We start from the raw sequence: 25,068 nt of genomic DNA on the forward strand, positions 1-25,068 counted from the left end.
CCCTTCATTGCTGAAATCTCCGCCGCCGCCAAGGAAATACTAGTCCCTGCCCGCTCCATCTTGACGCCCGCAGAAAAATGCCTTTAAAAGTTTACACGATTAAACGCCGCTCATCAGGCGGTTTGCGAGCGCTCCGGCTTCCGCAGCGTGACGAAGGACTATTGCTATGAAAGCTTGGGAACTCACCCGAGATCTACTGCGCGACACCAAGCCTGTCGTGCGGACCGCTGAAGAACAGACCTGGGACGCGACCGATGTCATGGCCGGGACGGACTTCAACCTCAAGCTCTTTTGGTCCAGCAATGTTCCGGGCTCCGCAGCCCCAGAAAGCCTGATGGCTGGCGCGCTGCAGTCGCTTGAAAACAAGGGCTACATCCTCGCGCCTTACGCTGACTTGCTCCAGCAAGGTCTCGATGCCGTTGCCGCTGGCGACTACGAAAACCTCTACATGATCGACATGCGCCTGCGCGCCATCATGCAGGCCGCCAAGCCCGATCCAGAACACAAGTCGCAAAAGACCCTGCGCTACAAGTCTTGGGAAGAGTTCGACGCGGCCGTAACTTGGCCAGCTGACGAAGCCGTCGACACCACCAGCAAAGACTTTGCCGATCAGACCCGCGCCGCTTGGCTCGGCCAGCTCGTTGGCGCCGCTGCCGGCACCGCGCTCGAAGGCTACACTGCTGATAACATTGCCGAAGTGTTCGGCCCGATTACCAGCTACCCGCGCGAACCCAACACCTATAACGACGACATCACCTTCGAGATCGCCTTCCTCGAAGCCTATCGCGAAAAGGGTTCGGCCGTGACGGGTGAAGACATCGCCGCCCGTTGGACCGGCATGATCCCGCTCGGCTGGTCGGCTGAAGCCATCGCGCTCAACAATATCCGTCGCGGTATTCTCCCGCCCGTCTCCGGTTCGCTCGACAACCCGTTCGACGAATGGATCGGCGGCCAGATGCGCGGCACCATTTGCGGCATGGTCGCTCCCGGCGAGGCACGGGAAGCTGCGCGTCTTGCTTATATGGACGCTGAAATCTCAGCAGCCGGTAACGGCATTTTGGGCGAAGTGTTCAACGCCGTTCTCGCGGCCCGCGCTTACACGCTCACCGACACGCGTGAGCTGCTGAACTCGACCATCGATCTCATCTCCACCGAAACCGAATACGGTGCCGTTCTGGCTTTCGCGCGCAACGCTTGCGAAACCTCGCCAGATTGGCGCTCGGCTTGGGCCAAGTGCGATGAAGAATACGTCGAATACAACTGGATCCACGTCTACCCCAACGCTGCCGCTCAGGTCGTGGCGCTGTGGTTTGGTGAAGGCGACTTCGACAAGACCCTCGAAATCATCTGCGGCATTGGTCACGACGTCGACTGCAATGCCGCTCAGATCCTGTGTGTCATCGGCATCCAGAAGCGCAGCGGCGTGATCGCTGAGAGCTGGTACAAGCCGCTGATTGCCGACGATATCGTCACCTACATGCGCCGACCGGCTAAAATCGCGTTCGCAGACCTCGTTGCCCAGACAATTGAGGGCGCGCAGAAGGCGTGACGAGCGCAGAGCATGGCGGTGCCCCACTGCCGTGCTCTGCCCCCAATTACGCCCCGCAAGAGGCGTATAAACGCAAGGCCCTTCCCCCGAGGGCCTTGCAACCTCTAGTGGCTAGTCTTTCAGCCGCACCCAGCGACCATCAGAATGGCTTTTGGCCATGGCATGGATAGCGCGCTCAATCTCCAGCCCCTTGGCAAAATCAATCACATGCCCCTGCCCGCTCTTGATCGTGCGGATGAGCTCGTGCGCCTCGATCGCCTTGAGGTCGTTGAAACCGAGGCCATGGCCTGCTGCCGGAACAAATAGATTATAGGGTGGATGATCTGGGCCAGCCAAAATGGTCCTGAACCCTTGATCGGCTGGTTTGCCGCTGCGCGTGAACAGCTGCAACTCATTCATCCGCTCCTGGTCATAGGCAATCGTGCCGTCAGAGCCAAAAAGCTGAATGGCAATGCGCCCCTTACGTCCCCAAGCGGCGCGGGACAGTTGAATGGCGCCGGACACACCGTCCGTAAGGCGGAGGAGGACATGGGCGACGTCAAAGTTCTCGACATCGCGGGCCGTGCCGTCCGCCGTCAACCGGCTTGCATAAGGCTTGCCGAGATCGGCAAAAACCGCATCAACAGGCTCGAGCATGGTCGAGAGAATGGACAGCGGATGCACGCCGAAATCATCAACCACGCCATAGCCGGACTTGGCCTCGCTACGCCATGAGAATGGCGCGTTCGCATCCGCCATAAAATCTTCATCCATCTCCACGCGGAACGAATGCACCTGACCAATCGCGCCGGATTTGACCAGTTTGGCCATGTGCCGGACCATTGGATTTTGGATGTAATTATAGCCCAACACCGCCTTACGGCCGCTCGCCTTGGCGGCTGCGAGCATAAGCTCGGCATCAGCAAAACTTGGCGACATCGGCTTTTCGCACCAAACATGCTTGCCAGCCTCTAGGGCGGCAATCGCCATTTCCGCATGCAGAGCATTGGGCGTCGTGATGGAGATGACCTGAACTTCGGGGTCCAGCAACAGATCCCGCCAATTGCCGGTCGCGCGTTTAAACCCAAGCTTATGCGCCTGATCGTCGGCCAGTTCGCGGTTCCACTCGGCCAGATGGATCAGCCGAGGCCGCTCAACATCCCCGAATATGGACGCCACGCTATTCCAGGCCAGCGCGTGGCACTTCCCCATATAGCCAGTGCCGATAAGGCCAACACCTAAGCCCGCCATGTTCTCACTCCCAGACATGCAGACGGCGCCCATAAAGAGCGCCGTCGTTTCGTTCGTTACGCTCGCTTACTTGTATTCAGCAGCATTGGACGCATCGACCAGCACGGTGCCGGTATCGACCCAAGCGTCGACAGTCTCGCCCTTCTTGAGCTTGATCAGGCTTTCAATGCCGAACTTGCCCATATTAGTTGGTGCCTGAGCAATCGAGGCTTCCATGTCACCAGCGATGATGGCATTGGCAGCGTCTGGGTTGGCGTCAAAACCAACGATGGTGATCTTGTCGAGAAGCGCTGCCTGCTTGACCGCTTCAACAGCACCGAGCGCCATATTGTCGTTCGAGCCGAAGATACCAGCAAGGTTTGGATTACCAGCCAGAATGGTTTCAGTCACAGAAATACCGGTCGCACGATCCCAGTTTGCTGGCTGTTCGGCCACGATCTTGAGGCCGCAACCTTCAAGACCACCCTTCGCACCATTGTAACGTTCCTGACCGGTCGACTGGCTGATCAGGCCCTGCAGAATGGCGACTTCAGCGCCGCTTGGCAGGTTGTCACAAAGATACTTGGCGGCAAGTGCTGCGCCGACTTCGTTGTTGGTGCCAATGAAGGAAACGCCTTCATTGGTGCCACGGGTGTCGACGAACACCACTGGAATGCCCTGAGCCTTAGCTGCCTCCACAACTGGGGCCAGAGCATTTGGATCGGTTGGAGCCAGCGCAATGCCGTCAACCTTCTGCGCGATCAAGTCTTCGATTTGGTTGATCTGAGCCTGAACGTCGGATTCCTGTGGCGGAGCCACAACAATCACTTCAACGCCATGCTCAGCACCGGCCGCCTTGGCACCGGCTTCAACAGCGGCCCAGAATGGGTTGCCCGCGCCGGGGCCCTTCATACCGAGCACATAGGTTTCTGCCTGTGCGCCGATTGCCATGGTTGCGAAAGCAACGCTAGCGAGTAGTACAGCTTTCATCACGGTCCTCCCTAAGAACCACTCCACTTGAAACTACGGTTCGGTCCGGCTGGAGTGCACCGGACCGACCTGTTGGTAAATCCTAACGGCGAACCGATGCCCGACGACGGACCACGTCGATCCAGACCGCGAAGATAATGACGGCACCAATAAGAACCATCTGCCAGAACGGGCTGACATTGTTGATGTTTAGGCCATTCCTCAAAAGCCCCATGATCAACACGCCAGCCAGAACACCGATCACCGTGCCACGCCCACCAAAGAAGGACGCACCGCCAATGATAACCGCCGCAATGGCGTCAAGTTCAAGGCCGATCCCCGCATTGGGGAAGCCAGAGTCTGTGCGGCCAGCGAGCAGCAACCCGCCAAGACCAGCGAAGAACCCAGAGATAACGTAGACCAAGACCAGGACGCGGTCGACGTTGACCCCGGACACACGAGCCGCCTGCGGATTGCCGCCAATGGCATAGATATGGCGACCGACATTGGTCTTCTCGAGGAAGAACCACAGGCCCACAGCACAGACCGCAACCAGAAGGAGCGAGGCCGGGATACCTGCCGGTGGCGCAAAGATGCCAAGGTCATAATAGGCCTGCCCGATGTAACGCACTTCTGGCTGCAGACCCGAAACCGGCGCACCATTGGTGGCGAGATAGGTCAGACCGCGAGCGATATTGAGCGTGCCGAGCGTCATGATGAACGGGTGCGGTAGCTTCAGCCACGTCAGGCCAATGCCGTTGACGAGACCCACTGCGATCCCAACGAGCGGCCCAATCAGAATAACGACCGGCCACGGCAGCCCCATCTTACTGGCAACCGCCAGACAGACCATGCCCAAAGCCATGGTTGAACCGACCGACAAGTCGATACCGGCAGTAACGATGACAACGAACATGCCGAGCGCCAACAGCGCCAAGGTCGCGTTCTGCTTGAGAATATTGGTCAGGTTCTGCGGTGTCAGGAACACGTCAGGACGCGACAAGGCAATCACAAAGGCCATCACCAGAACGACGATGATAATGCCGTAGGACTCAAGGAATTTGGAGAGCTTGGGGTTATACATCTCAGGCTCCTACAGACGGTCATGAGCAAGGGCTTCATTGTGCCCCTTGGTGCCCATGATCCAACCGATCACTTCGTTACGATGCGTTTGATCCAGCGGCGCTTCAGCGAAATTCGTGCCCTGATAGAGCGCCATGACGCGGTCGCAGCAGTAGAAGATATCGTCCATACGGTGCGAGATGATGATCACCGCCACGCCGTGGTCCTTCAGCCGCTTGATCAAGTCGAGCACCTTGCCCACTTCCTTGATCGCCAAGGCGGCAGTCGGCTCATCCATGATAACCAGACGCGCATCAAACGCCGTTGCACGGGCAATTGCCACAGCCTGACGCTGCCCACCGGAGAGATCTTCGGTGTTCTGGTCGACCGACTTCACATGAATGTGGAGGTTATCGAGATGCTTCTTAGCCATCTCTCTGGACTTGCTGTGGTCAATGACAGTCAGCGGCCCGAACTTCACACCCGGCTCGCGCCCCATATAGATGTTTTCGTAAATGGGCATGTTTCCGGCGAGCGCGAAGTCCTGATAGACCATCTCAATGCCTTGAGCACGAGCGTCCTTGGGGCTAGAAAACCGCACCGGCTTGCCGTCGAGCACCAATTCGCCTTCAGAAGGCTGAAACAGGCCCGACAGAATTTTCATCAAGGTCGACTTGCCCGCGCCATTGTCACCAACAACGCCCAGCACTTCACCTTTGCCAACATGGAAGTTCACATCATGCAGAGCGGTGATCGCCCCGAAATGCTTTGCTACTCCCCGCGCCTCCAACAGAGGCACCTGCGTATGAGCCATGTCTGTTCCTCCCAGTCACAGCAGCAAATAGAACGCCTGTTCATATTTGCGAGTTAGTAGAACATTCATTCCATCTATGTTAGAAAGCGTCAACAGTATTCTTCAAACAAATTGCTCGCCTTTTGGGCCAAACAGCGAAGACCACTGACACCATTGAATAATCTTCTCCCTCACAGGGATCGCTCTGGAGTATTTTAGAATGACCAACTCAAAACACACTCCAGAATCCGACAACAAGCTGGCTCCGCCCCGCGATTATTCTGCCTTGCGCGACATGGTTGTTGCGCGCTGGGAAGACCTCCCCAAGCGCCTCACCGAAGTTGCTCGCTACGCACTAGATAATCCTGATGAAATTGCTTTTGGAACGGCAGCCTCGATCGCCGCCAAGGCCAATGTCCAACCATCGACCCTGGTTCGCTTTTCCCAGTCGCTCGGCTACCAAGGCTTCTCCGATCTGCAGGATGTGTTCCGCTCCCGTCTGCGCGATCAGGTGATTGGCTATGACCAACGCCTCGCCAAGTTCGGCGAGAATGCGGACGGCAAATCCCGCTCCACCTTGATTCTGGAAGGGGTCACGGAAGCCGCCAGCACCTCGCTCGCGGCGCTGCAGAGCCGCACTCAGCCCGACCAGCTCGACAAAGCTCTCGACATCCTTACCCCTGCCGAGACCATTTATCTCGTTGGCCTGCGCCGCTCGTTCCCGGCCACGTCTTATCTGGCTTATGTCTTGGGCAAGCTCGGAATTAAGTCCATGCTGATCGATGCGGTCGGCGGGCTCGCCCCTGAGCAAGCCAGCTTCATCACCCCGCAAGACGCCGCCATCACCATCTCCTTCACGCCCTATGCGAGCGAAACCGTCGCCCTCACCCAGCAAGTGCGGGAGCGCGGGGCAAAAGTGGTGGCCATTACGGATTCAGTCTTCTCGCCACTGACAGCGCAGTCGGACCTCTGGTTTGAATTGGCCGAGGCAGACTTTGAAGGGTTCCGCACCCTTAACGCCACGATCACCCTCGCAATGGCAATCGCAGTTGGAATTGCCGACCGCCGCAAAGCGACAGCCGGCTAATGCATTGCCCAAAGGCAGACTTCAGAGCTTGATGACCGAACCGGTCTTCAGGCTCTCGGTTGCAGCTTCCGCCAGCTTCTGCGCCATCAGACCATCATGGCCAGACGCACGCGGAGCCTCACCCTTTTCCAGATAATCCAGGAACTTATGGATCTCGGCTGTGTAAGCCGCCTGGTAGCGTTCAACGAAGGAGAACGGGATGGCGTCTTCAGTCCAACCGTTTTCATTCGCCAATTCCACCGTGGTGTTGTGAATATTGGCAGCGCGCAGCAGGCCCTTAGAGCCATGCACTTCAATGCGCTGATCATGCCCATAGGTGGCGCGACGCGAATTGGTAATGACAACCATTTTCCCCGAAGCAGTCTGCATATGCACCGCCGCCGTGTCGATGTCGCCCGCCTTGCCAATGGCCGGATCAGCCATCACGCCACCCAGGGCATGAACCGTCGCCACTTCTTCGCCGCCGAGCAGGAAGCGCGCCATGTCAAAGTCATGGATCATCATATCGCGGTAGAGGCCACCCGAGCGCTCGATATAAGAGACTGGCGGCGCCGAAGGATCGCGGCAGGTGATGGTGATGATTTCCGGGTCACCAATTTCACCAGCGCGCAAACGCTTTTCAAGCACCGAAAAATTCGGATCGTAACGACGGTGGAAGCCGATCATCAGCGGCACACCTGCCGCATCGACAACCTTCAAGCATTCTTCAATGCGCGACACCGAAAGCGACACAGGCTTTTCGCAAAGGATCGCCTTTCCCGCACGCGCCGCCATCTCAATCAGATCGGCATGGGTATCGGTCGGCGTCGCGATCAGAATGGCATCGACGTCAGACGCGGCAATAACCTCCTCCAGCGGAGCGGTTTTCGCGCCAACAACCTCGGCCAGCTTGCTCGCGGCGTCAGGCATCGCGTCAGCAATATAGCTGACCTTCGCACGGCCTGAGCTCGCAATAGAACGAGCGTGCACATTGCCAATACGCCCTGCCCCAAGAATACCGAAACGCAACATGAGTTTGCCTCCTAACAATCTCGCCGCGCATGTAGCGTTGCACGGACCTCACGCCAAGTCATAGTGATTTGCGTCATTCCGAAAAGAATTTCAACATCAAAATAGAACGTACATTCCAGATTGACGAAGTGACGGAATTGATGTTTCACTCAAAACAACACATCCGCGAGCTCTCGACAGCGCGCGCATCGAGATTCTGAGGAGGCTATCGATGAGTGAGGTACACCCCACGCTCGACATTATTACTCTAGGCCGCGCCTCGGTCGACCTCTATGGCCAACAGATTGGCACACGGCTCGAAGACACTGTCAGCTTCGCCAAGTCGGTTGGCGGTTGCCCGGCCAACATAGCCATTGGTTCGGCCCGTCTGGGCCTGAAATCGGCATGGCTTGGCCGCGTCGGCAACGAACAATTCGGTCGTTACATCACCGAACAAATGGCCCGCGAAGGCGCATCGACCGATGGGATCACCATCGACCCCACCCGCCTCACCGCCCTCGCCATTCTCGGCATTGAAGACGACAAGAAATTCCCACTCCTGTTCTATCGCGAAAACTGCGCCGACATGGCACTGAGCGAAGACGATGTGGACGAGAAATTCATCCTCAGCGCGGGCGCCATCCTCGTCACCGGCACCCACTTCTCCCGCGCCAATACGGCTGCGGCCCAGTTCAAGGCGATCAAGATCGCCCGCGAAAACGGCATGAAGGTCGTTTTCGACATTGATTACCGCCCAAACCTGTGGGGCCTTGCTGGCCACAATGCCGGCGAAGAGCGCTACATCGCCTCCGACACTGTCTCGCAAAAGCTGCGCGATGTGCTTCCCCATTGCGATCTCATCGTCGGCACTGAAGAAGAAGTGCTCATTGGCTCCGGCGCTGATGATCTGCACGAAGCCCTCCGCACCATTCGCGCCCACTCCCGCGCCACAATCGTTCTCAAGCGCGGCCCGATGGGATGCATCGTTTACGAAGGCGACATCCCGAACGATTTGGAAGACGGCATTATCGGCCAGGGTTTTCCAATCGAGGTCTATAATACACTCGGCGCTGGCGATGCCTTCATGAGCGGGTTCCTCCGCGGTTGGCTGCGCAACGAGCCGCTCGACACTTGCGCCACTTGGGCCAATGCCTGCGGTGCCTTCGCTGTCTCCCGCCTCCTCTGCTCGGCTGAAATCCCAAGCTTTGTTGAGCTGCAGGATTTCCTCGCCAAGGGAAGCTCTGAACGCGCCCTGCGCAAGGACGCGCGCATCAATCACATCCACTGGGCGACCACGGCCCGCCGCCGCGATTATCCGACCCTCAAGGCTTTCGCGATTGACCATCGCATCCAGCTCGAAGACGTGGCTGACCGACTTGGCGCGCCGCGCGAAAAGATCTCCGAATTCAAGGTGCTCGCCGTGCAGGCTGCCGCCCGCGTTGCCGATGGCCGCGATGGCTTTGGCATGCTGCTCGACGACAAATACGGCCGCGACGCGCTGTTTGCCGCCTCGAAAGTACCAGACTTCTGGATTTCTAAGCCACTAGAAGAGCCCGGCTCGCGCCCGCTGCGCTTTGAGTTCAGCCAGGACGTGGGCTCGCGTCTCGTCGAATGGCCGATTGATCACTGCATCAAATGCCTCTGCTTCTATCATCCCGACGATCCGGCCGACCTGCGCGCTACCCAGATCGACAAGCTCAAAACCCTGCACGAAGCCGCCCGCAAGATCGGTCGTGAACTGCTGGTCGAAATCATCGCCGGCAAACACGGCAAGCTTGACGCCAACACCATCGCCCGCGCGCTTCAGGACGTCTACGACGCCGGAATAAAGCCCGATTGGTGGAAGCTCGAACCACAGGCCTCGCCCGAGGCTTGGGTCGCCATTGACGGCACCATTGAACGCAACGATCCGCTCTGCCGCGGCGTCGTGCTCCTCGGCCTCGAAGCGCCCCGCGCCGAGCTCGAAGCAGCGTTCAAAGCCACCACTGCCTCGCGCACCGTAAAAGGCTTCGCGGTCGGCAGAACACTCTTTGCCAGCGCCGCCGAAAAATGGTTGGCTGGCACAATCACAGACGATGAGGCCGTGGAGGATATGGCCCAGCGTTTCGCCGAACTCGTTTCGGCTTGGGAGCAGAGGGGGAACGCATGACCCAAACTATTCGCCTCACCATGGCTCAAGCCGTGGCGCAATTCCTCGCGGCTCAACGCACCATTATCGACGGCAAGAACGTTCCGATTTTTGAAGGCGTCTGGGCAATCTTTGGCCACGGCAATGTCGCGGCCATGGGCGAGGCGCTGTATTCGGTCAAAGACAAATTGCCGACATATCGCGCTCACAATGAGCAAGGCATGGCTCACGCCGCCATTGCTTATGCCAAGGCCAATTTCCGCCAGCGCTTCATGGCCTGCACCACTTCCATCGGCCCCGGCGCGACCAATATGGTCACCGCCGCCGCTCTGGCCCATGTGAACCGCCTGCCCGTGCTCTTCCTGCCCGGCGACGTGTTCGCCAATCGCCGCCCCGATCCAGTGCTGCAGCAGGTCGAAAATTTTGCAGACGGCACTGTCTCGGCCAATGACTGCTTCCGCCCGGTCTCGCGCTATTTCGACCGCATCACCCGCCCTGAGCAGATCATCTCCGCTCTCCGCCGCGCAATGCAGGTTCTCACTGATCCCGTCGATTGCGGCCCAGTCACCCTTGCACTGTGCCAAGACACGCAGGCCGAGGCTTACGACTACCCAAGCTCATTCTTCGATGAAACCATTTGGTCGCTCCGCCGCCAGGGTCCGGACGAGAATGAACTCGCTGCCGCTGTCGCAGCGCTTCATAACGCCAAGCAACCGGTGATCATCTCCGGCGGTGGCGTGCTCTATTCCGGCGCCACCGAGGCTTTGCGCAGCTTGGCCGAAACCCACGGCGTGCCCGTTCTCGAAACTCAGGCCGGAAAATCCTCCCTGCCCCATTCGCACCCGCTTAATATGGGTTCGGTTGGTGTTACGGGTTCCTCGGCCTCCAACCAGTTGGCAGAAGCCGCTGACGTGGTTCTCGCCGTCGGCACCCGCCTTCAGGATTTCACCACCGGCTCTTGGGCCCTATTCAAAAACCCGAACGTCAAATTCATCGGCCTTAACGTCGCCGCCCCCGACGCTGCCAAGCACCGCGCCTTGCCGCTCGTCTCCGATGCAAAGCTGGGCCTCAAGGCTCTCAGCGCTGCTCTGAGCACGACCAAAGCTCCCGCTGCATGGACCGACAAAGCTGCATCCGGCAAAGCCGAATGGCTCAAGGCCGCTAACGCCGCGACCGCCTCGTCAAATGCGCAGCTCCCATCCGACGCTCAGGTGATCGGCGCTGTTCAGCGCGCCATCCCCGATGCCATCGCCGTCTGCGCCGCAGGTGGTCTGCCCGGCGAATTGCACAAGCTCTGGCAGGCCGAAAAGCCGGGCCATTACCACCTTGAATACGGCTTCTCCTGCATGGGCTACGAGATCGCTGGCGGTCTCGGCGTCAAGCTGGCGCGGCCCGACGAAGAAGTCGTCGTCATGGTCGGCGATGGCTCCTATATGATGATGAATTCTGAGCTCTCGACCTCGGTCATGATGCGCACAAAGCTCATCGTCGTGCTGCTGGACAATCGCGGCTACGGTTGCATCAATCGCCTGCAAATGGGCACCGGCGGCGCCAACTTCAACAATCTGCTTGAAGACGCCAATATCGAAATCATGCCCGATATCGACTTCGCCCTCCATGCCCACGCGCAGGGCGCGCATTCGGAAAAAGTCGCCTCGATCGCCGAACTCGAAACCGCCCTCGCCGCTGCCAAATCCCGCGACATGACCTCGGTCATCGTCATCGACACCGATCCGCTGATCACCACGCAGGCGGGCGGTCACTGGTGGGATGTGGCTGTGCCGGAAGTGTCAGACCGCGCCGAAGTCCGCACCAAGCGCGCCGAATACGAAACCAATATTACTCGCCAGACCATCGGCTAAGTCTTTTCTAGGGAACACGAAGAATGATCCGCATCGGTGCAAACCCCATCGGCTGGTCCAATGATGACATGATCGAGATTGGTGGCGAAACCAGTCTCGAAACCTGTCTGACCGAAGCGCGCGAAGCTGGCTTCACCGGCATGGAGCTTGGCAACAAGTTCCCGCGCGTTGCCAGCCAGCTCCGCCCGATCCTTGAGGCCCACGGCCACAACCTCGTCTCCGGCTGGTATTCAGTCGAACTGCTCACGCGCGACGTCGCCGCCGAACTCAAGGCCGCCGAAGCCCACGCCACGCTCCTGCGCGACATGGGCTGCAAGGTCTTCATCGTCTGCGAAACCTCCAACGCCATCCACGGCCAGATTGAAACCCCGCTGTCGGCGCGTCCGGTTTTGGCCAAGGCGGATTGGAAGCAGTTCGGTGAGCGCCTCACAGCCTTCGCCGAAGCGATCAAGGCACAGTACGGTCTGACGCTGGTCTATCACCACCACATGGGCTCCATCGTCCAGACCGAAGCCGAAATTGACCGTCTTATGGCTGTAACCGGCCCCGCAGTGCATCTCCTGCTCGACACCGGCCACATCACTTGGGGCGGCGGCAATCCGGCCCGCGTCGCGCGCAATCACCGCGCTCGCATTGGCCACGTCCATTGTAAGGACGTTCGCGCTGCGGTCATGAAACAGTCGAACTCGGAAGACTGGTCCTTCCTCAATTCAGTCCTCGCAGGCGTCTACACGGTCCCCGGCGATGGCCTGGTCGATTACCCCGCAGTCTTTGCCGAAATCTCGGGCTACGAAGGCTGGGTGGTCGTGGAAGCCGAACAGAACCCGAAGAAAGCCAATCCGCTGCAATACGCCAAGCTCGGCTACAAAAACCTGCGCGGCTATATTGAAGCCGCTGGTTTCACCGTCACCGAATAAAGCGAGAAGCCGACATGTCTAAACTGCTCGTAAAACCAAACGGCACCTCCGGAAAAGTCATCGACGTTACGCCGGAAAGTGCAGGCTGGACCTATGTCGGCTTCACCCTCCACAAGCTCAGCCCCGGCCAGTCGGTCAGCGCCCCAACCGGCGACCGCGAAGTCTGCCTCGTCCTCGTCTCCGGCACAGCCGACATCACCGCCGGGTCCGAAAACTTCCCATCGGTCGGCAAGCGCACCTCGCCTTTCGAAGGCAAGCCCGAAGCCGTCTACATCCCCGGCCATTCCAACTGGTCGGCAAAAGCGGTAACCCAAGTCGAATTAGCCGTCTGCTCTGCACCAGCGCTCACCGAGAAAAAAGCCCGTTTCATCTCGTCCGAAGACATGAGCCAGGAAACCCGTGGCAAAGGCACCAATGTCCGCCACGTTACCAACATCCTGCCCGAAACCGACCCAACCGCAGACTCTCTGCTGGTGGTGGAAGTCATCACCCCCGGCGGCCACACCTCGTCCTACCCGCCCCATAAGCACGACGAAGACAATCTCCCCCACGAGAGCCTACTCGAAGAGAGCTACTACCATCGCCTCAACCCGCCCCAAGGCTATGCCTTCCAGCGCGTCTACACCGATGATCGCTCCCTCGACGAAACCATGCTGCTTGAAGATGGCGTCACCGCGCTCGTACCCAAGGGCTACCACCCCTGCGCCACCATCCACGGCTATGACCTCTACTACCTAAACGTCATGGCCGGCCCGACCCGCATCTGGAAGTTCCACAATCAGACCGAACACGAGTGGCTGCTCAAGCAGTAGCGCCAAAAACACAAAAGCCGGGGTCCTGCCCCGGCTTTTTCATGAGCCTACCATCTCAATCGGTTCCAGCAGTCAGCACGACTGGAGGAGTAAGCGTCGTCCGACTTAGGCGGAAGCGGCACGTTGCTCGGATAGCAACTCCAACAATATCGCCTTCATATCTGCGACGTCCTGCACTGTGACAGATACAGTCAAATCACCATGCACGAACCTATTCCGCTTAGCGGCCATTGCGCGCATTTGAGCAGCTTGCTCCGGCAGAATATCTCCCTGTCCGGCCAATAGCTCCACCAACCGTCCCGGACTCTGTGGGCGCTGGGTGTGAGAAGGATAGATGGTCCGCACCAATGCCTCGGCCAACGACCAAAGCTTAATCAGTGCCAACCTTGGATCAACTGAGCTGATGGCATCTACCGCCTGAAACTCGACTTGTAACTGATCAAGAGCGAGTTTCGGCAAGTCATCCTGCGCCTGCCCATAATAGACGACCTGAAATTTCCAATCGGGGTGGCGCTCGAAGAGTGAGCGCACTCGCTCCAAGTTCTGCTCAGCACCTGGATTACTCTTCACACCCTTAGATTTGACCTCAATGGCAAACTTCTCGTTACCTTTGGTCGCGATTAAATCGGGCTGATAGTACCGAAAAACGTCTTCTAACCCAGAAAAACTACGGGGTTCGACTTGCACGTCAAACCCGCGCGCTTGCCACTCTAACGCGAGTTGTTCGGTCATTTCATTCGCGGCACTAGATAAAGCGCTCATAGCGAAACTCCGACAGTCGAAACCTCATCAATGCGTATGTAGAGCACGGGATCCTCCACAGCCATAGCTCTCAACAGGACGTCACTAGGCGCGACAAATGCGGCTGCATCGCGCACATTGAACCTTTGCACCAGCACTCGATCTACAATGGCATCATCAGTGTAAACCCTCGGCACCAGCGCATCCATCGTTAATTTCACGATGTTGTCTATGTCGCCCTCCATCGGACTTGCGGGAAAGTATAACATTGTAAAGGACAGCCTCGGCCATTCATGAAACGCCCAGAGCTTGGCACCAATCTGGTTTTCCGCGTCGAGAAGTGCGGCTTCTGCTGCCTGTAGCACCAAACGCCGCCACGCCGCCCGTGCTTGACTGTTGCCTGACTGCAAACTTACGGGCGTACCAACCACCAAAAATTCTATCGGCAGTGAAGGCCACATCGCATGAAACTTTCGATGGTGACGCGCTGGTAAAAAGCTTGCGAGCGCGCCTAAAAGGGCGTGATCAAATGAAAGCACAATAACTGGACAAGCGAAAAGCGGGAGAAATCCCCCCCCTTCTCGCACCCCGCCCCAAGCCCGCCGCAACTGCGCATTAAGTCAATCTCCACAGCCGCCCAAAGCTGCGCCAAAAACCCATTGCCTAGCGCCCATTCCGCACTATGGTCACGGCGAAATAACCCGAGATTGAGCGACATGTCCGAAATCGACACCCGCATTGCCAAACAGATCGCCACCGAAATTGCGGCACGCCCTGAACAAGTGCGCTCCGCCGTGGAATTGCTCGATGGTGGCGCGACGGTTCCGTTCATCGCCCGTTACCGTAAGGAAGTCACCGGCGGCCTCGACGACACCCAGCTGCGCAACCTTGCCGAGCGCCTCACCTATCTGCGCGAGCTCGAAGCCCGCCGCGCGTCCATCATCAAATCCATCGATGAAAAAGGCCAGCTCACCCCCGAATTGACGGCCTCACTCGTCGGCGCGACCACCAAGGCCGAGTTGGAAGACCTTTACCTTCCCTATAAGCCCAAGCGCCGCACCAAGGCCGAAATCGCCCGCGAACGCGGCCTTGCGCCCCTCGCCGAAGCCATTTTGGCCAACCACAATGCCGACCCCTATAAGCTCGCCGAAGCCTTCATCACCGAAGAGGTTCCGGGCACCAAGGAAGCGCTCGAAGGCGCGCGCGACATCGTCGTGGAAGGCCTCACCGAGAATGCCGCCCTCCTCGGCCAGCTCCGCGCCTATATGCGCGACAAGGCCATGCTCGTGTCCTCCGTCCTCAAGGGAAAGGACGCCGAAGGCCAAAAGTTCTCCGACTATTTTGAGCATTCCGAACGCTGGAACAAAACCGCTGGCCACCGTGCTCTGGCGATGATGCGCGGCCGCGACGAAGGCTTTTTGGGCCTCGACATTACCATCGATGCCGACCTCACCGATCCGGTAAAGCCGGTCGAACGCATGGTTGGCGCAGCCCTTTCCGCCCAAGGCTCTGGCGCGGGCGATATCTGGCTGCGCGAAGTCGCCGCTTGGGCATGGCGCGCGCGCCTCTCCGTGTCGCTTTCGGTCGATCTGATGGTCGAGTTGCGCGAACGCGCTGAAGCCGAAGCGATCCATGTTTTCGCCCGCAATTTGAAAGACCTGCTGCTCGCCGCTCCCGCTGGCTCGCGCACCACTATCGGCCTTGATCCGGGCATTCGCACCGGCGTCAAAGTGGCCGTTATCGATGCCACCGGTAAGGTTTTGGATACCGATACCATCTACCCCTTCCAGCCGCGCAACGACGTTATGGGCGCGCAAGCCGCTCTTGGCCTGCTGATCAAAAAGCACGGCGTAGAACTCATCGCCATCGGCAATGGCACGGGCTCCCGCGAAACCGAAAAGCTCGTCGCCGACCTGATCGAACGCCTGCCCGCACCAAAACCCACCAAGGTCATCGTTTCGGAAGCTGGCGCATCGGTCTATTCGGCCTCCCAGCTCGCTGCAAACGAATTCCCCGATCTCGACGTTTCCCTGCGCGGTGCGGTCTCCATCGCCCGCCGCCTGCAAGATCCGCTAGCGGAACTGGTGAAGATTGAACCCAAGGCTATCGGCGTTGGTCAGTATCAGCACGACGTCGATCAGGGCCGCCTCGGCCGTCAGTTGGATGCCGTAGTGGAAGACGCTGTGAACGCCGTCGGTGTTGATCTCAACACCGCATCCGGCCCCCTTCTCGCGCGCATCTCGGGTCTGTCGTCCTCGGTTGCCGACGCCATCGTTCTGCACCGCAACGAAAACGGCCCCTTCGCCAATCGCAAGGCCCTGCTCAAGGTCGCCCGCCTCGGTCAGCGCACCTTTGAACAGGCCGCCGGGTTCCTCCGCATCACCGATGGCGACGAGCCGCTCGACGCCTCCGCCGTGCACCCGGAAGCCTATGGCGTCGCTCGTAAAATCGTCAAATCCTGTGGCCGCGATCTGCGCACGCTGCAAAACGACAAAACCGCGCTCGCCAACATCGACCCGCGCCAGTTCGTTGACGACCGTTTTGGTCTGCCGACGGTCAAGGACATCCTCGCCGAACTCGAAAAGCCCGGCCGCGACCCGCGCCCTGCCTTCAAGACCGCCACCTTCGCCGAAGGCATTGACGAGATCAAACATCTCGTCCCCGGCATGTTGCTCGAAGGCACCGTCACCAATGTCGCCGCCTTCGGCGCTTTCGTTGATATTGGCGTCCATCAGGACGGTCTCGTCCACGTCTCGGCCCTTGCCGACAAATTCGTCAAAGACCCCCATGAAGTGGTGAAGGCGGGCGACGTCGTAAAAGTCCGCGTGGTGGAAGTCGATGTCGCCCGCAAGCGCATTGCGCTCTCTATGCGCAAGGACGATACCCCCATCCAGCGCGAGCGCGGCAATGAACGCCCGAATGAGCGTCCAAGCGGCAATGCCCGCCCGAACAATTTACGCCCGCCCAACCAGCGTCCCGCCCAAAATAACTCTGGTGGCGCCTTTGGGTCTCTCGGCGACCGCCTCAACGACGCTTTCAAAAAGCGCACTTAAAGATCAAAAAAGTGGGGCGACACTGTCGCCCCGCTTATCGTTGACCACCGCCCTTAAGGCAGATGAACCGTATGCTTCGGCTCAAACTCGGCCTTGCCAAAGGTGGCGCGCAGATTGTTGTCGGTCCATTCAAACGGATAGCCCAGCTTGAGCGGCATAGCCTCGGTCAGCTGGCGCTGAATTTCATCCGGCAGGTTGAAATCGCCCGCGTGCAGGTTCTCCGCCACCTGCTCCACCTTGCGCGCCCCAATGATTGCAGCGGTAACCTGGTGATTACCGAGTAGCCAGCTCAAGGCCACTTGGCTTGGGGTTTTGCCGAGTTGCTTGGCCACCGCGACCAGCACATCAATGGCCTTGAGAGCATCGTCGAACCAATAGCGCGGCAGAGCAATCGACGCCTGAATGCCCATCCGCGTATCAGCGTCGGGCTTATCCTTGCCCTGATATTTTCCCGATAGCATCCCCGCCGCCAGCGGGCTCCAGCAGATCATCCCCACACCCGCATCCTCACATGCGGGCAGGATTTCGCGTTCCACATCGCGACGAATGAGATTGTAGAGATGCTGCGCCGAGATCAGCTTCTCATAGCCCTTGGCCTCCGCCAGCGTATTCGCCTTGGAGATTTGCCAGCCGTAGAAATTGGAGCACCCAAGGTAACACACCTTCCCTGAGCGCACCAAATCCTCCGCCGCCCGCATGCTCTCCTCAATCGGCGTATAGGGGTCAGGGCCGTGGAACTGGTAGAGATCGATATAGTCGAGCCCCATGCGCTTGAGGCTCTTCTCGCAAGCCTCAATGATATGTTTTCGCGACAGCCCGCGCGAGGTCACGGCGCTATTGGTCGGAAACCAGCACTTCGTTGCCACCACCAGATCGTCGCGGACAAAATCCTTGAGCGCGACCCCGAGCATGCGCTCGCTATCCCCGCCGGAATAGCCGTCCGCCGTATCAATGAAATTGCCACCGCCCTCGACAAAGGCGCGCACAATGGCCGTAGACGCTTCCTGGTCGCAGCCCCACTGCTTATTGCCAAAGGTCATAGTGCCAAGGCAGAGGCGCGAGACCAGAAGCCCCGACTGTCCCAAATAGCGATATTTCATAATCCCCTCCTCCTTGGACTAATCAAAGAAACCGGCGTCTTCCTCCGCGAGATATTTTTTCGCCCCTTCGGCATCAATGTCCAGCCCAAGGCCGGGCGCTTCGAGAAGCGCGACATGGCTATTGGTGACGATCTTTTTGGGGAGGCCAATGACGATGTCCGTCCACCACGGGTCAGACGCACTTGGATATTCAAAGGCGATGAAATTGGCTGGCAGCGTCGCGCAGACATTGATCAGCGCCCCCAGTCCCAGCAGGCCATTGGCCGTGCCATGCGGCGCCATCATGATCGAGTGCATATAGGCGTGCTCCGCCACCCACTTCAGCTCGGCGATTCCGCCAATATCCGCCGGGTCCGGCCCCACCACGCGCACCGCCTGCGTTTCAATCAGCTCTTTGAAATTGTGCCGGAGATAAATCTGCTCGCCGGTATGGATCGGGGTTGAGGTAGACACGGTCAGCTCGCGATAGGCTTGCGGATTGACCCAGGGCACATAGTCCCCCGTCAGCATATCCTCGAGCCACATGAGGTCATATTTCTCCACCGCCCGCGCAAAGCGGATGGCATCGTTGAGAAACCACCCCGGCCCACAATCGAGCGCTAGGGATACCTTATCCCCCAGCACCTCCTTCATGGCCGCGACGCAATCGAGCATATGATTGAACCCACGCTCAGAGATCTGCCCCTGATCCATCGCCCCATGATAGCCCGTCTTGGTCTGGCGCGGCCCATAGTGGAAGTCGTCTATGCTGTCCTTCATGTTGGAGTGGAAGCTGATCCCTTGCTTCACCATGAAGAAGTTCTCGTCCCGCTCCATCATCCATTTCACATCCGCCGCATAATCCTCCGGCCGGTCGCCGGTGCGCTTCTGTCGGATGGAACCATTGTAGACGCGCACACTATCGCGCACCTTCCCGCCCAGCAGCTTATAGGCGGGCACACCTGCCGCTTTACCGGCAATATCCCAGAGCGCGTGCTCAATGGCACTAACAGCCGCCCCATAAGGCTTGAACGACCCGCGCTGGCGGATTTTCATCATGCAGCGCTCGACGTCTGTCGGGTCCTCCCCAATCAGCGCCTCTTTGAAATGCAAAACGAAGGGCTTGAGATAGGTCTTGGTGAATTCCACCTCGCCTAAGCCATAAAGTCCTTCATCGGTCACAATGCGAACAATAGGGTGACGCCCGATAACGGCGCAGCGCAGATCAGTAATCTTCATGGGTCCCCTCCCGTAAAAAGATAAGACCTAGGCGCTTGCACTCCCTGGTGCTTTGAGACGCGCTAGGCGCATTTGCTCGATAATATGGCGCCCAGAACCCTCCACGTGCTGGGCAACAATAGCTGCGGCCTTCTCCGCGTCTTGCTTGCGGATCGCCTCAATCAGCTCTCTATGTTCCCGCACCACCGTCTGGCGACGGCTCAAGGATGTCGGGAATTTTCGCGCGATAGAGCGCAAAATCTCTCTGTGCCGCCACCAAAGGTCCGCCGCATGGCGATTATAGTGCCGGCCATAAATGACCATGTGAAATTGCGTATCGAGCTGGCCGTGCTTTTCCGGATCACCGAAGTTCAAACCCTCGATCTGATCCTGAATGCGTTCCAGTTCGGCGATATCCGGATCACTGGCAATCGTGCAAAACCACCGCGTCAGCGAGGGCTCAATGAGCATTTCGATCTCGCAAATATCACGCACGAAATCCTCGTCAATGCGCACCACCCGCGCCCCACGATTGGGCTCGATCGTCACCAGCCCTTCGCCACGCAAAACCTGTAACGCTTCGCGCACCGGATTGGTCGATGTGCCATAGGTCGCGGCCAGTTCGCCGATCTTCAATCGCGCCAATGGAGCCAGTCGGCCCGAGACAATATCGTCGCGGATCCTCTGGTAAATCGTGCTGTGTGAAACGTCGAAATCAGGCGCGATCATGATGCTTTTTGCGCAACCAACATGCCCCATCTGTAGCGCCAGAACATCGACAAGCCAAGAGCGATCATCACATAATCAGATTCAGATAATGTACGATCTAATAGCCATTGACAGACAGGTTAACGTCTGTAACGTTTTCGACAGCAACAAAACGTTCATCGAAAGAACGATTGCCAGCAAGCAGGCAGTACGTCCCGTCAGGCCCCGCATGGTCTGGACTGCCACCTAAGGAGGCGCAGCTGAGATTACTCGCTGCGGGGAGGACAAACCTCGGCCGAGGGGGCTGAGAGCTTCTCCCATGATGAGGAGGACTACCAATGACACATTCGCAAGGCCGCTTCACGCGGTCGGGCTGGGCTTGTGCACGGCGTGTTTCTGCTTACGCCCTAGCCGCAGCCACCACCGCATCCATGCTTTCACTTCCTGCCATGGCGCAGACGGTCGACCTCAGCAAATGGTCGCCGGAATACGTCAAATCCATTGCGGGCACCCACACATTTGACACCAATGGCGATTGCGCTGCTGTCGTCCCCGCCGACTACAAGGGCAAGGTCAGCTATTGGTACACTGGCCCCTTTGAAGCCGATCCCGAAATCGCCCACAAGGTCGACAAAGACTTCTGGGAAGCCTTCAAAGCCGCCTACCCCAATATCGAAACTGACATTCAGTCGATCACCTATAACGAGCTCCTCGACAAGTTCCGCACCTCCCTGCTCGGCAATGCCGCCCCAATGGTCGTGCGCTTGCAAATTCTCGGTGGCGTCGAGTTCTCCGCCAAGGGCTATTTGAACCCACTCAAGCCCGAAGATGTCGGCTATTCCAGCTCCGATTTCTGGCCAGGCGCGATGAAATCCGTCACCTATGACGGCGTCCCCTACGGCATTCCCACCAATAACGAGACGATGGCGCTCATTTGGAACGCCAAGATCTTCAAGGACGCCGGTCTCGATCCTGAAAACCCACCCGCCACTTGGGACGATCTCGTCACCTATTCGAAAACCATCAAAGACAAGCTCGGCATCTCTGGCTATGGCCTCGTCGCCAAGCAAAACGCGGGCAACACCCCGTTCCGCTTCATGCCTCAGCTCTGGGCCTATGGTGGTGGCGCGCTCGACGAAGCCGCTGACAGCCCGTCCTATACCGATGTCTGGGTGAACAACGATGGCTCCAAGGCGGCGCTGCAAGCCGCCGTGCAGATGTATGTGACCGATAAGTCGGCTCCGACATCTGCCCTGACCAATACTCAGGCCGAAAATCAGGCGCCGTTCATCGCTGGCCAACTGGCCATGATGATCGCCCACCCGTCTGAATACGCCCGCATGGTCGATCTTTCGAGCAAAGCCACCGGCGCTGATAAAGCCGTGGCCGACGAAGTGATTGAGAACATGCGTTATGGCCTCATTCCAGAAGGCCCAGCCCGTCGTGCTGTGGTGTTCGGTGGCTCCAACATCCACGTGGTCAAACCCGAATATGTCAACGGCGGTGCCTATGACGAACAGGCTGTAAAGGCGCTCGTCTGCATGTGGACCAGCCCGGAATGGTCAACCAAGCTTGCTTGGACAGGCTCCAACCCGGGTCACCTTGGTGGCTTCACCACCGAATGGATGAAAGAGCGTCTCGACACCATCAAGTTCCTCGACGTCACCACCTCCATGCTGCCCAACGGCATTCCCTTCCCGGTTCTGCCCGAAAGCCCGGAAATCATGAACATCGTCATTCCGGACATGATGCAGAACGCGCTGACCGGAGCCATGACGGTTGATGAGGCGGTCAACGACGCCGCGGCCAAGATCGAAGAGATCATCGGCGGCTTCTAACCCGGTTTTCGCTCCCGAAACGCTGATCGGCGGTCGCAGGGCACCCGCCACCGCCGGTCACTCTCAAGCCTATAGGGACGTCTCTAATGACCAATATTTCAGGGCAGCCCGCCATGCGTGGGCGGCAGTTAGACGAGGTTTATCGTAAACCCAATGTCGCCGAACGGGCCTGGCAGAGCCGTGCAGACTATCTCTACGTCATGCCAGCCATTGTGGTGATGTTGGTGGTGATCGCTTACCCGGTCTACTACACCATTGAATTGAGCTTTTTCAAAACGCCGCCGAGCCTCCAGCTCAAAGACAAGATTTTCATCGGCTTTGAAAACTACACCACCATTCTGGGCCAGGCCTCGTTTTGGAAGGTCACCGTCAACACGCTGATCTGGACCTTCTTCTCCACGCTCTTCGCCTTTGTGCTCGGCTTAGGCGCAGCCCTCGCCCTCCACCGCGAATTCGTCGGCCGGGCATTCCTGCGCGCCATCCTCCTTATTCCGTGGGTCGTCAGCGCCGTAGCTGCCTCTTACGTCTGGAAGTGGATGTACCACTCCGACTTTGGCGCCATTGGCGCACTCATGGTGCAGCTCGGTGTCACTGATCAGCCCATCAACTTCATCGACAACACCACCACCGCGCTGCCCTCGCTCATTGTCATCAACGTCTGGAAGGAATTTTCCTTCGCCATGATCATGCTCATGGCCGGCCTGCAGACCGTGCCCGAGCAATTGCTGCGCGCCGCCAAGGTCGATGGCGCTAATGCCTGGCAGCGCTTCTGGCATGTGACCTTCCCGCATTTGGCGGGCGTCTCCACCGTCACCGTGCTTTTGCTGCTGGTGACAAACTTCAATTCCTTCATCATCCCTTGGCTCACCACCGGCGGCGGACCCGCTGGCGCGACCGACATCTGGATCACCCAGATTTATCAGCTCGCCTTTGGCCGCCAACGCTGGGGCGTGGCAGCGGCCTACTCGGTCCTGCTGTTCCTCATCATGATGACACTGGGCTATTTCTATGTCCGCGCGCTCTCTCGCGGCGATGACAAGAGGGAAGTCGCATGAGCACTTTCACCGCATCGCAAGACCGCGCCGTTGCCAGAACCAGCTTTGACGGCTGGCGCTGGGGTGGCCGCTTGTTCTTGGTCTTTCTCGTCGGCTTCACCGTCATGCCTATGGCGTGGATGCTGATCACCTCGCTCAAGACCGGCTTTGCCGCCATGCAATATCCACCGCAATGGTGGCCGACCGAGCCAACGCTCGACAATTACTGGCGGCTTCTCGATCCACGCGGGCAAGTGGGGCAGGATTTCCTGCGCTACTTCGGCAACAGCGTCTGGGTTTCCGTCGCCACCACAGTTCTCGCCGTGGTCGTCGCCGTCCCCGCTGCCTATGCCTTTTCCCGCTTCCGCTTTCCGGGCCGAACATTCCTCTTCTTCGCGGTGCTGCTGCGCAACATGTTCCCGGCGGTCATCTTCCTCGTCCCGCTCTTCATCCTGATGCGCTGGCTGGGGCTGGTGAACACCCACGGATCGCTGATCCTCACCTATCTCACCTTCGGCCTGCCGCTCGCCATTTGGCTGCTCAAAGGCTTTTATGACAACATCCCGATCCAGCTGGAACAGGCCGCCCGTATCGACGGCGCCACCCGCTTCCAGGCCTTCTTCTACATTGTCATGCCCCTCTCAACGCCGGGGATCATTGCCACCTCGATCTATTCCTTCATCGGCGCATGGAACGAATACATCTACGCCTACACCTTCCTGACCCGTCACGATCAGATGACGCTTCCGGTCGGCATTCAGCGCTTCTTCTCTGAAAACGCCACCGACTGGCCCGGCCTCATGGCCGCGACCTTCCTCATGAGCGTGCCCGTCGTGGTGCTGTTCCTTGTCCTTCAACGCTATTTCGTGCGGGCCCTCGCTGAGGGCGCCGTCAAGCACTAGGGAGCACTCCCATGGCTGAAGTCGTCCTCCAAAACATCATGAAGCGCTACGGCGATCTCTATGCCGTCAATGATGTGTCCTTCACCGTCAACGATGGCGAGTTCGTCGCCCTCGTTGGCCCCTCGGGTTGCGGCAAAACCACGACCCTAAACCTCATCGCCGGGCTCCTCCCTATCACGTCAGGGAACATCTCCATCGGTGATCGTAACGTTACCCGTCTTGATCCCAAAGACCGCGACATTGCCATGGTTTTTCAAAACTATGCGCTCTACCCGCAAAAGACGGTCTTTCAAAATCTGGCCTTTCCTTTGCAGATGCGAAAGCTGCCCAAGGACCAGATTGAGACCAAGGTGAAAGAGGCCGCCCGCGTCCTCGACATCACCCACCTGTTGGAGCGTCGCCCCCGCGAACTCTCAGGCGGTCAGCAACAGCGCGTTGCCTTGGGCCGGGCTCTGGTGCGCGATCCGCTGGTCTTTCTCATGGACGAGCCGCTCTCCAATCTCGACGCCAAGCTGCGCGTGCAGATGCGCTCTGAGATCAAGCGCTTCCACCACAACCTTAACGCCACCATTGTCTACGTCACCCATGACCAGCTCGAAGCTGTCACCATGTCCGACAAAATGGCGGTGATGAACGGCGGCCTGCTCCAGCAATACGACGCTCCAGAGAAAGTCTTCGCCGATCCGGTGAACATGTTTGTCGCCAGCTTCGTCGGCTCTCCGGCCATGAGCCTTATCCCGCTCGAAGCCGTCACTAAGGGCGCCGATACCGTCCTGCGCTCTCCCGAAGGCTGGGACTTTACCCTGTCTCCGGAGAACGCCCGTAAAGCGCAACGCTCGACGACCGTCAAAGTCGTCCTCGGCGCGCGCCACTCAACCCTGAAACTGCACCACAGCGCCCAACCGGGCACCGTTCCCGGCAAAGTCTATACCGTCGAACCCACCGGCGACATCACCTTCGCCCAGGTCTTCATCTCCGGCGCAGTGGTCAACATCAGCCTCGACCCTTCGGTCCACATCCGGCCCGACGACTTGGTCCATATCGAGTTCGACCAATCCCGCATCCATCTCTTCGACGAAAACACCACTATGGCCCTCAAGGCCGATTGAACCGAGTT

General features: G+C 58.7%; 21 protein-coding genes. 11 read left to right on the plus strand and 10 right to left on the minus strand.

Features of this window, described 5'->3' with window-relative positions; translation table 11 throughout:
• Positions 1–166 precede the first annotated feature (166 nt).
• On the plus strand, positions 167–1,549 hold the full coding sequence (locus JHL21_RS01990) for an ADP-ribosylglycohydrolase family protein (protein WP_200211646.1): 1,383 nt from the start codon (positions 167–169) through the stop codon (positions 1,547–1,549).
• Between the two features lie 111 nt (positions 1,550–1,660).
• On the opposite strand, the gene JHL21_RS01995 is transcribed toward JHL21_RS01990, so the two are convergent.
• The 4 genes from JHL21_RS01995 to JHL21_RS02010 all read right to left on the minus strand — a co-directional run bounded on the left by JHL21_RS01995 (position 1,661) and on the right by JHL21_RS02010 (position 5,603).
• Entirely contained in the window at positions 1,661–2,779 is a 1,119-nt protein-coding gene (locus JHL21_RS01995; protein WP_200211647.1) for a Gfo/Idh/MocA family protein, read from the minus strand.
• A gap of 66 nt (positions 2,780–2,845) precedes the next feature.
• Complete coding sequence (locus JHL21_RS02000; protein WP_169196399.1) at positions 2,846–3,748, minus strand: sugar ABC transporter substrate-binding protein; 903 nt, start codon at positions 3,746–3,748, stop codon at positions 2,846–2,848.
• A gap of 82 nt (positions 3,749–3,830) precedes the next feature.
• Positions 3,831–4,811: an ABC transporter permease gene (locus JHL21_RS02005; RefSeq protein ID WP_169196398.1), complete on the minus strand. Its 981-nt coding sequence runs from the start codon at positions 4,809–4,811 to the stop codon at positions 3,831–3,833.
• 9 nt (positions 4,812–4,820) lie between these two features.
• On the minus strand, positions 4,821–5,603 hold the full coding sequence (locus tag JHL21_RS02010; RefSeq protein WP_169196397.1) for an ATP-binding cassette domain-containing protein: 783 nt from the start codon (positions 5,601–5,603) through the stop codon (positions 4,821–4,823).
• A 199-nt stretch (positions 5,604–5,802) separates the two neighbouring features.
• Here JHL21_RS02010 and JHL21_RS02015 point away from each other — a divergent pair, with 199 nt between their 5' ends.
• A complete protein-coding gene (locus JHL21_RS02015) occupies positions 5,803–6,669 on the plus strand; it encodes a MurR/RpiR family transcriptional regulator (protein WP_200211648.1) in 867 nt (288 codons plus the stop codon).
• A 21-nt stretch (positions 6,670–6,690) separates the two neighbouring features.
• Here the strand turns inward: JHL21_RS02015 and iolG are convergent, their stop codons facing one another.
• Positions 6,691–7,680: an inositol 2-dehydrogenase gene (iolG, locus tag JHL21_RS02020; protein ID WP_200211649.1), complete on the minus strand. Its 990-nt coding sequence runs from the start codon at positions 7,678–7,680 to the stop codon at positions 6,691–6,693.
• Positions 7,681–7,891: 211 nt separating this feature from the next.
• On the opposite strand from iolG, the gene iolC reads away from it, so the two are divergent.
• The 4 genes from iolC to iolB are packed head-to-tail and all read left to right on the plus strand — an operon-like array spanning position 7,892 to position 13,378.
• Positions 7,892–9,808, plus strand: coding sequence for a 5-dehydro-2-deoxygluconokinase (gene iolC, locus JHL21_RS02025; RefSeq protein ID WP_200211651.1), 1,917 nt, complete (start codon positions 7,892–7,894; stop codon positions 9,806–9,808).
• On the plus strand, positions 9,805–11,649 hold the full coding sequence (gene iolD / locus JHL21_RS02030; RefSeq protein WP_200211652.1) for a 3D-(3,5/4)-trihydroxycyclohexane-1,2-dione acylhydrolase (decyclizing): 1,845 nt from the start codon (positions 9,805–9,807) through the stop codon (positions 11,647–11,649). The genes iolC and iolD overlap by 4 nt, the downstream gene beginning before the upstream one ends.
• Before the next feature lie 23 nt (positions 11,650–11,672).
• The gene (gene iolE / locus JHL21_RS02035; protein WP_200211653.1) at positions 11,673–12,566 is read left to right on the plus strand and encodes a myo-inosose-2 dehydratase; all 894 of its coding nucleotides are present in this window, start codon (positions 11,673–11,675) and stop codon (positions 12,564–12,566) included.
• A gap of 14 nt (positions 12,567–12,580) precedes the next feature.
• The gene (iolB, locus tag JHL21_RS02040; RefSeq protein WP_200211654.1) at positions 12,581–13,378 is read left to right on the plus strand and encodes a 5-deoxy-glucuronate isomerase; all 798 of its coding nucleotides are present in this window, start codon (positions 12,581–12,583) and stop codon (positions 13,376–13,378) included.
• A gap of 105 nt (positions 13,379–13,483) precedes the next feature.
• Here iolB and JHL21_RS02045 read toward each other — a convergent pair whose 3' ends face one another.
• On the minus strand, positions 13,484–14,140 hold the full coding sequence (locus tag JHL21_RS02045) for a hypothetical protein (RefSeq protein ID WP_200211655.1): 657 nt from the start codon (positions 14,138–14,140) through the stop codon (positions 13,484–13,486).
• On the minus strand, positions 14,137–14,658 hold the full coding sequence (locus tag JHL21_RS02050; RefSeq protein ID WP_367948143.1) for a RusA family crossover junction endodeoxyribonuclease: 522 nt from the start codon (positions 14,656–14,658) through the stop codon (positions 14,137–14,139). Before JHL21_RS02050 ends, JHL21_RS02045 begins: the two co-directional genes overlap by 4 nt.
• Before the next feature lie 177 nt (positions 14,659–14,835).
• Between JHL21_RS02050 and JHL21_RS02055 the strand changes: the two genes are divergently transcribed.
• Complete coding sequence (locus tag JHL21_RS02055; RefSeq protein WP_200211656.1) at positions 14,836–17,172, plus strand: Tex family protein; 2,337 nt, start codon at positions 14,836–14,838, stop codon at positions 17,170–17,172.
• A 53-nt stretch (positions 17,173–17,225) separates the two neighbouring features.
• Here the strand turns inward: JHL21_RS02055 and JHL21_RS02060 are convergent, their stop codons facing one another.
• Genes JHL21_RS02060 through JHL21_RS02070 form a run of 3 tightly spaced genes read right to left on the minus strand, consistent with a single transcriptional unit; the run spans position 17,226 to position 20,198 of the window.
• Positions 17,226–18,272: an aldo/keto reductase gene (locus JHL21_RS02060; RefSeq protein WP_200211657.1), complete on the minus strand. Its 1,047-nt coding sequence runs from the start codon at positions 18,270–18,272 to the stop codon at positions 17,226–17,228.
• A gap of 18 nt (positions 18,273–18,290) precedes the next feature.
• Complete coding sequence (locus tag JHL21_RS02065) at positions 18,291–19,490, minus strand: mandelate racemase/muconate lactonizing enzyme family protein (protein WP_200211659.1); 1,200 nt, start codon at positions 19,488–19,490, stop codon at positions 18,291–18,293.
• Between the two features lie 27 nt (positions 19,491–19,517).
• Positions 19,518–20,198: a GntR family transcriptional regulator gene (locus tag JHL21_RS02070; RefSeq protein ID WP_254081898.1), complete on the minus strand. Its 681-nt coding sequence runs from the start codon at positions 20,196–20,198 to the stop codon at positions 19,518–19,520.
• A gap of 317 nt (positions 20,199–20,515) precedes the next feature.
• On the opposite strand from JHL21_RS02070, the gene JHL21_RS02075 reads away from it, so the two are divergent.
• From JHL21_RS02075 to JHL21_RS02090, 4 genes are all read left to right on the plus strand, one after another.
• On the plus strand, positions 20,516–22,015 hold the full coding sequence (locus JHL21_RS02075) for an extracellular solute-binding protein (RefSeq protein ID WP_200211663.1): 1,500 nt from the start codon (positions 20,516–20,518) through the stop codon (positions 22,013–22,015).
• A gap of 113 nt (positions 22,016–22,128) precedes the next feature.
• Positions 22,129–23,070, plus strand: coding sequence for a carbohydrate ABC transporter permease (locus tag JHL21_RS02080; RefSeq protein WP_254081932.1), 942 nt, complete (start codon positions 22,129–22,131; stop codon positions 23,068–23,070).
• On the plus strand, positions 23,067–23,951 hold the full coding sequence (locus tag JHL21_RS02085; protein WP_200211665.1) for a carbohydrate ABC transporter permease: 885 nt from the start codon (positions 23,067–23,069) through the stop codon (positions 23,949–23,951). The genes JHL21_RS02080 and JHL21_RS02085 overlap by 4 nt, the downstream gene beginning before the upstream one ends.
• A gap of 11 nt (positions 23,952–23,962) precedes the next feature.
• Positions 23,963–25,060: an ABC transporter ATP-binding protein gene (locus tag JHL21_RS02090; protein ID WP_200211667.1), complete on the plus strand. Its 1,098-nt coding sequence runs from the start codon at positions 23,963–23,965 to the stop codon at positions 25,058–25,060.
• Positions 25,061–25,068 lie beyond the last annotated feature (8 nt).

This window comes from Devosia sp. WQ 349K1 (assembly GCF_016595685.1).
Taxonomy (GTDB): domain Bacteria; phylum Pseudomonadota; class Alphaproteobacteria; order Rhizobiales; family Devosiaceae; genus Devosia.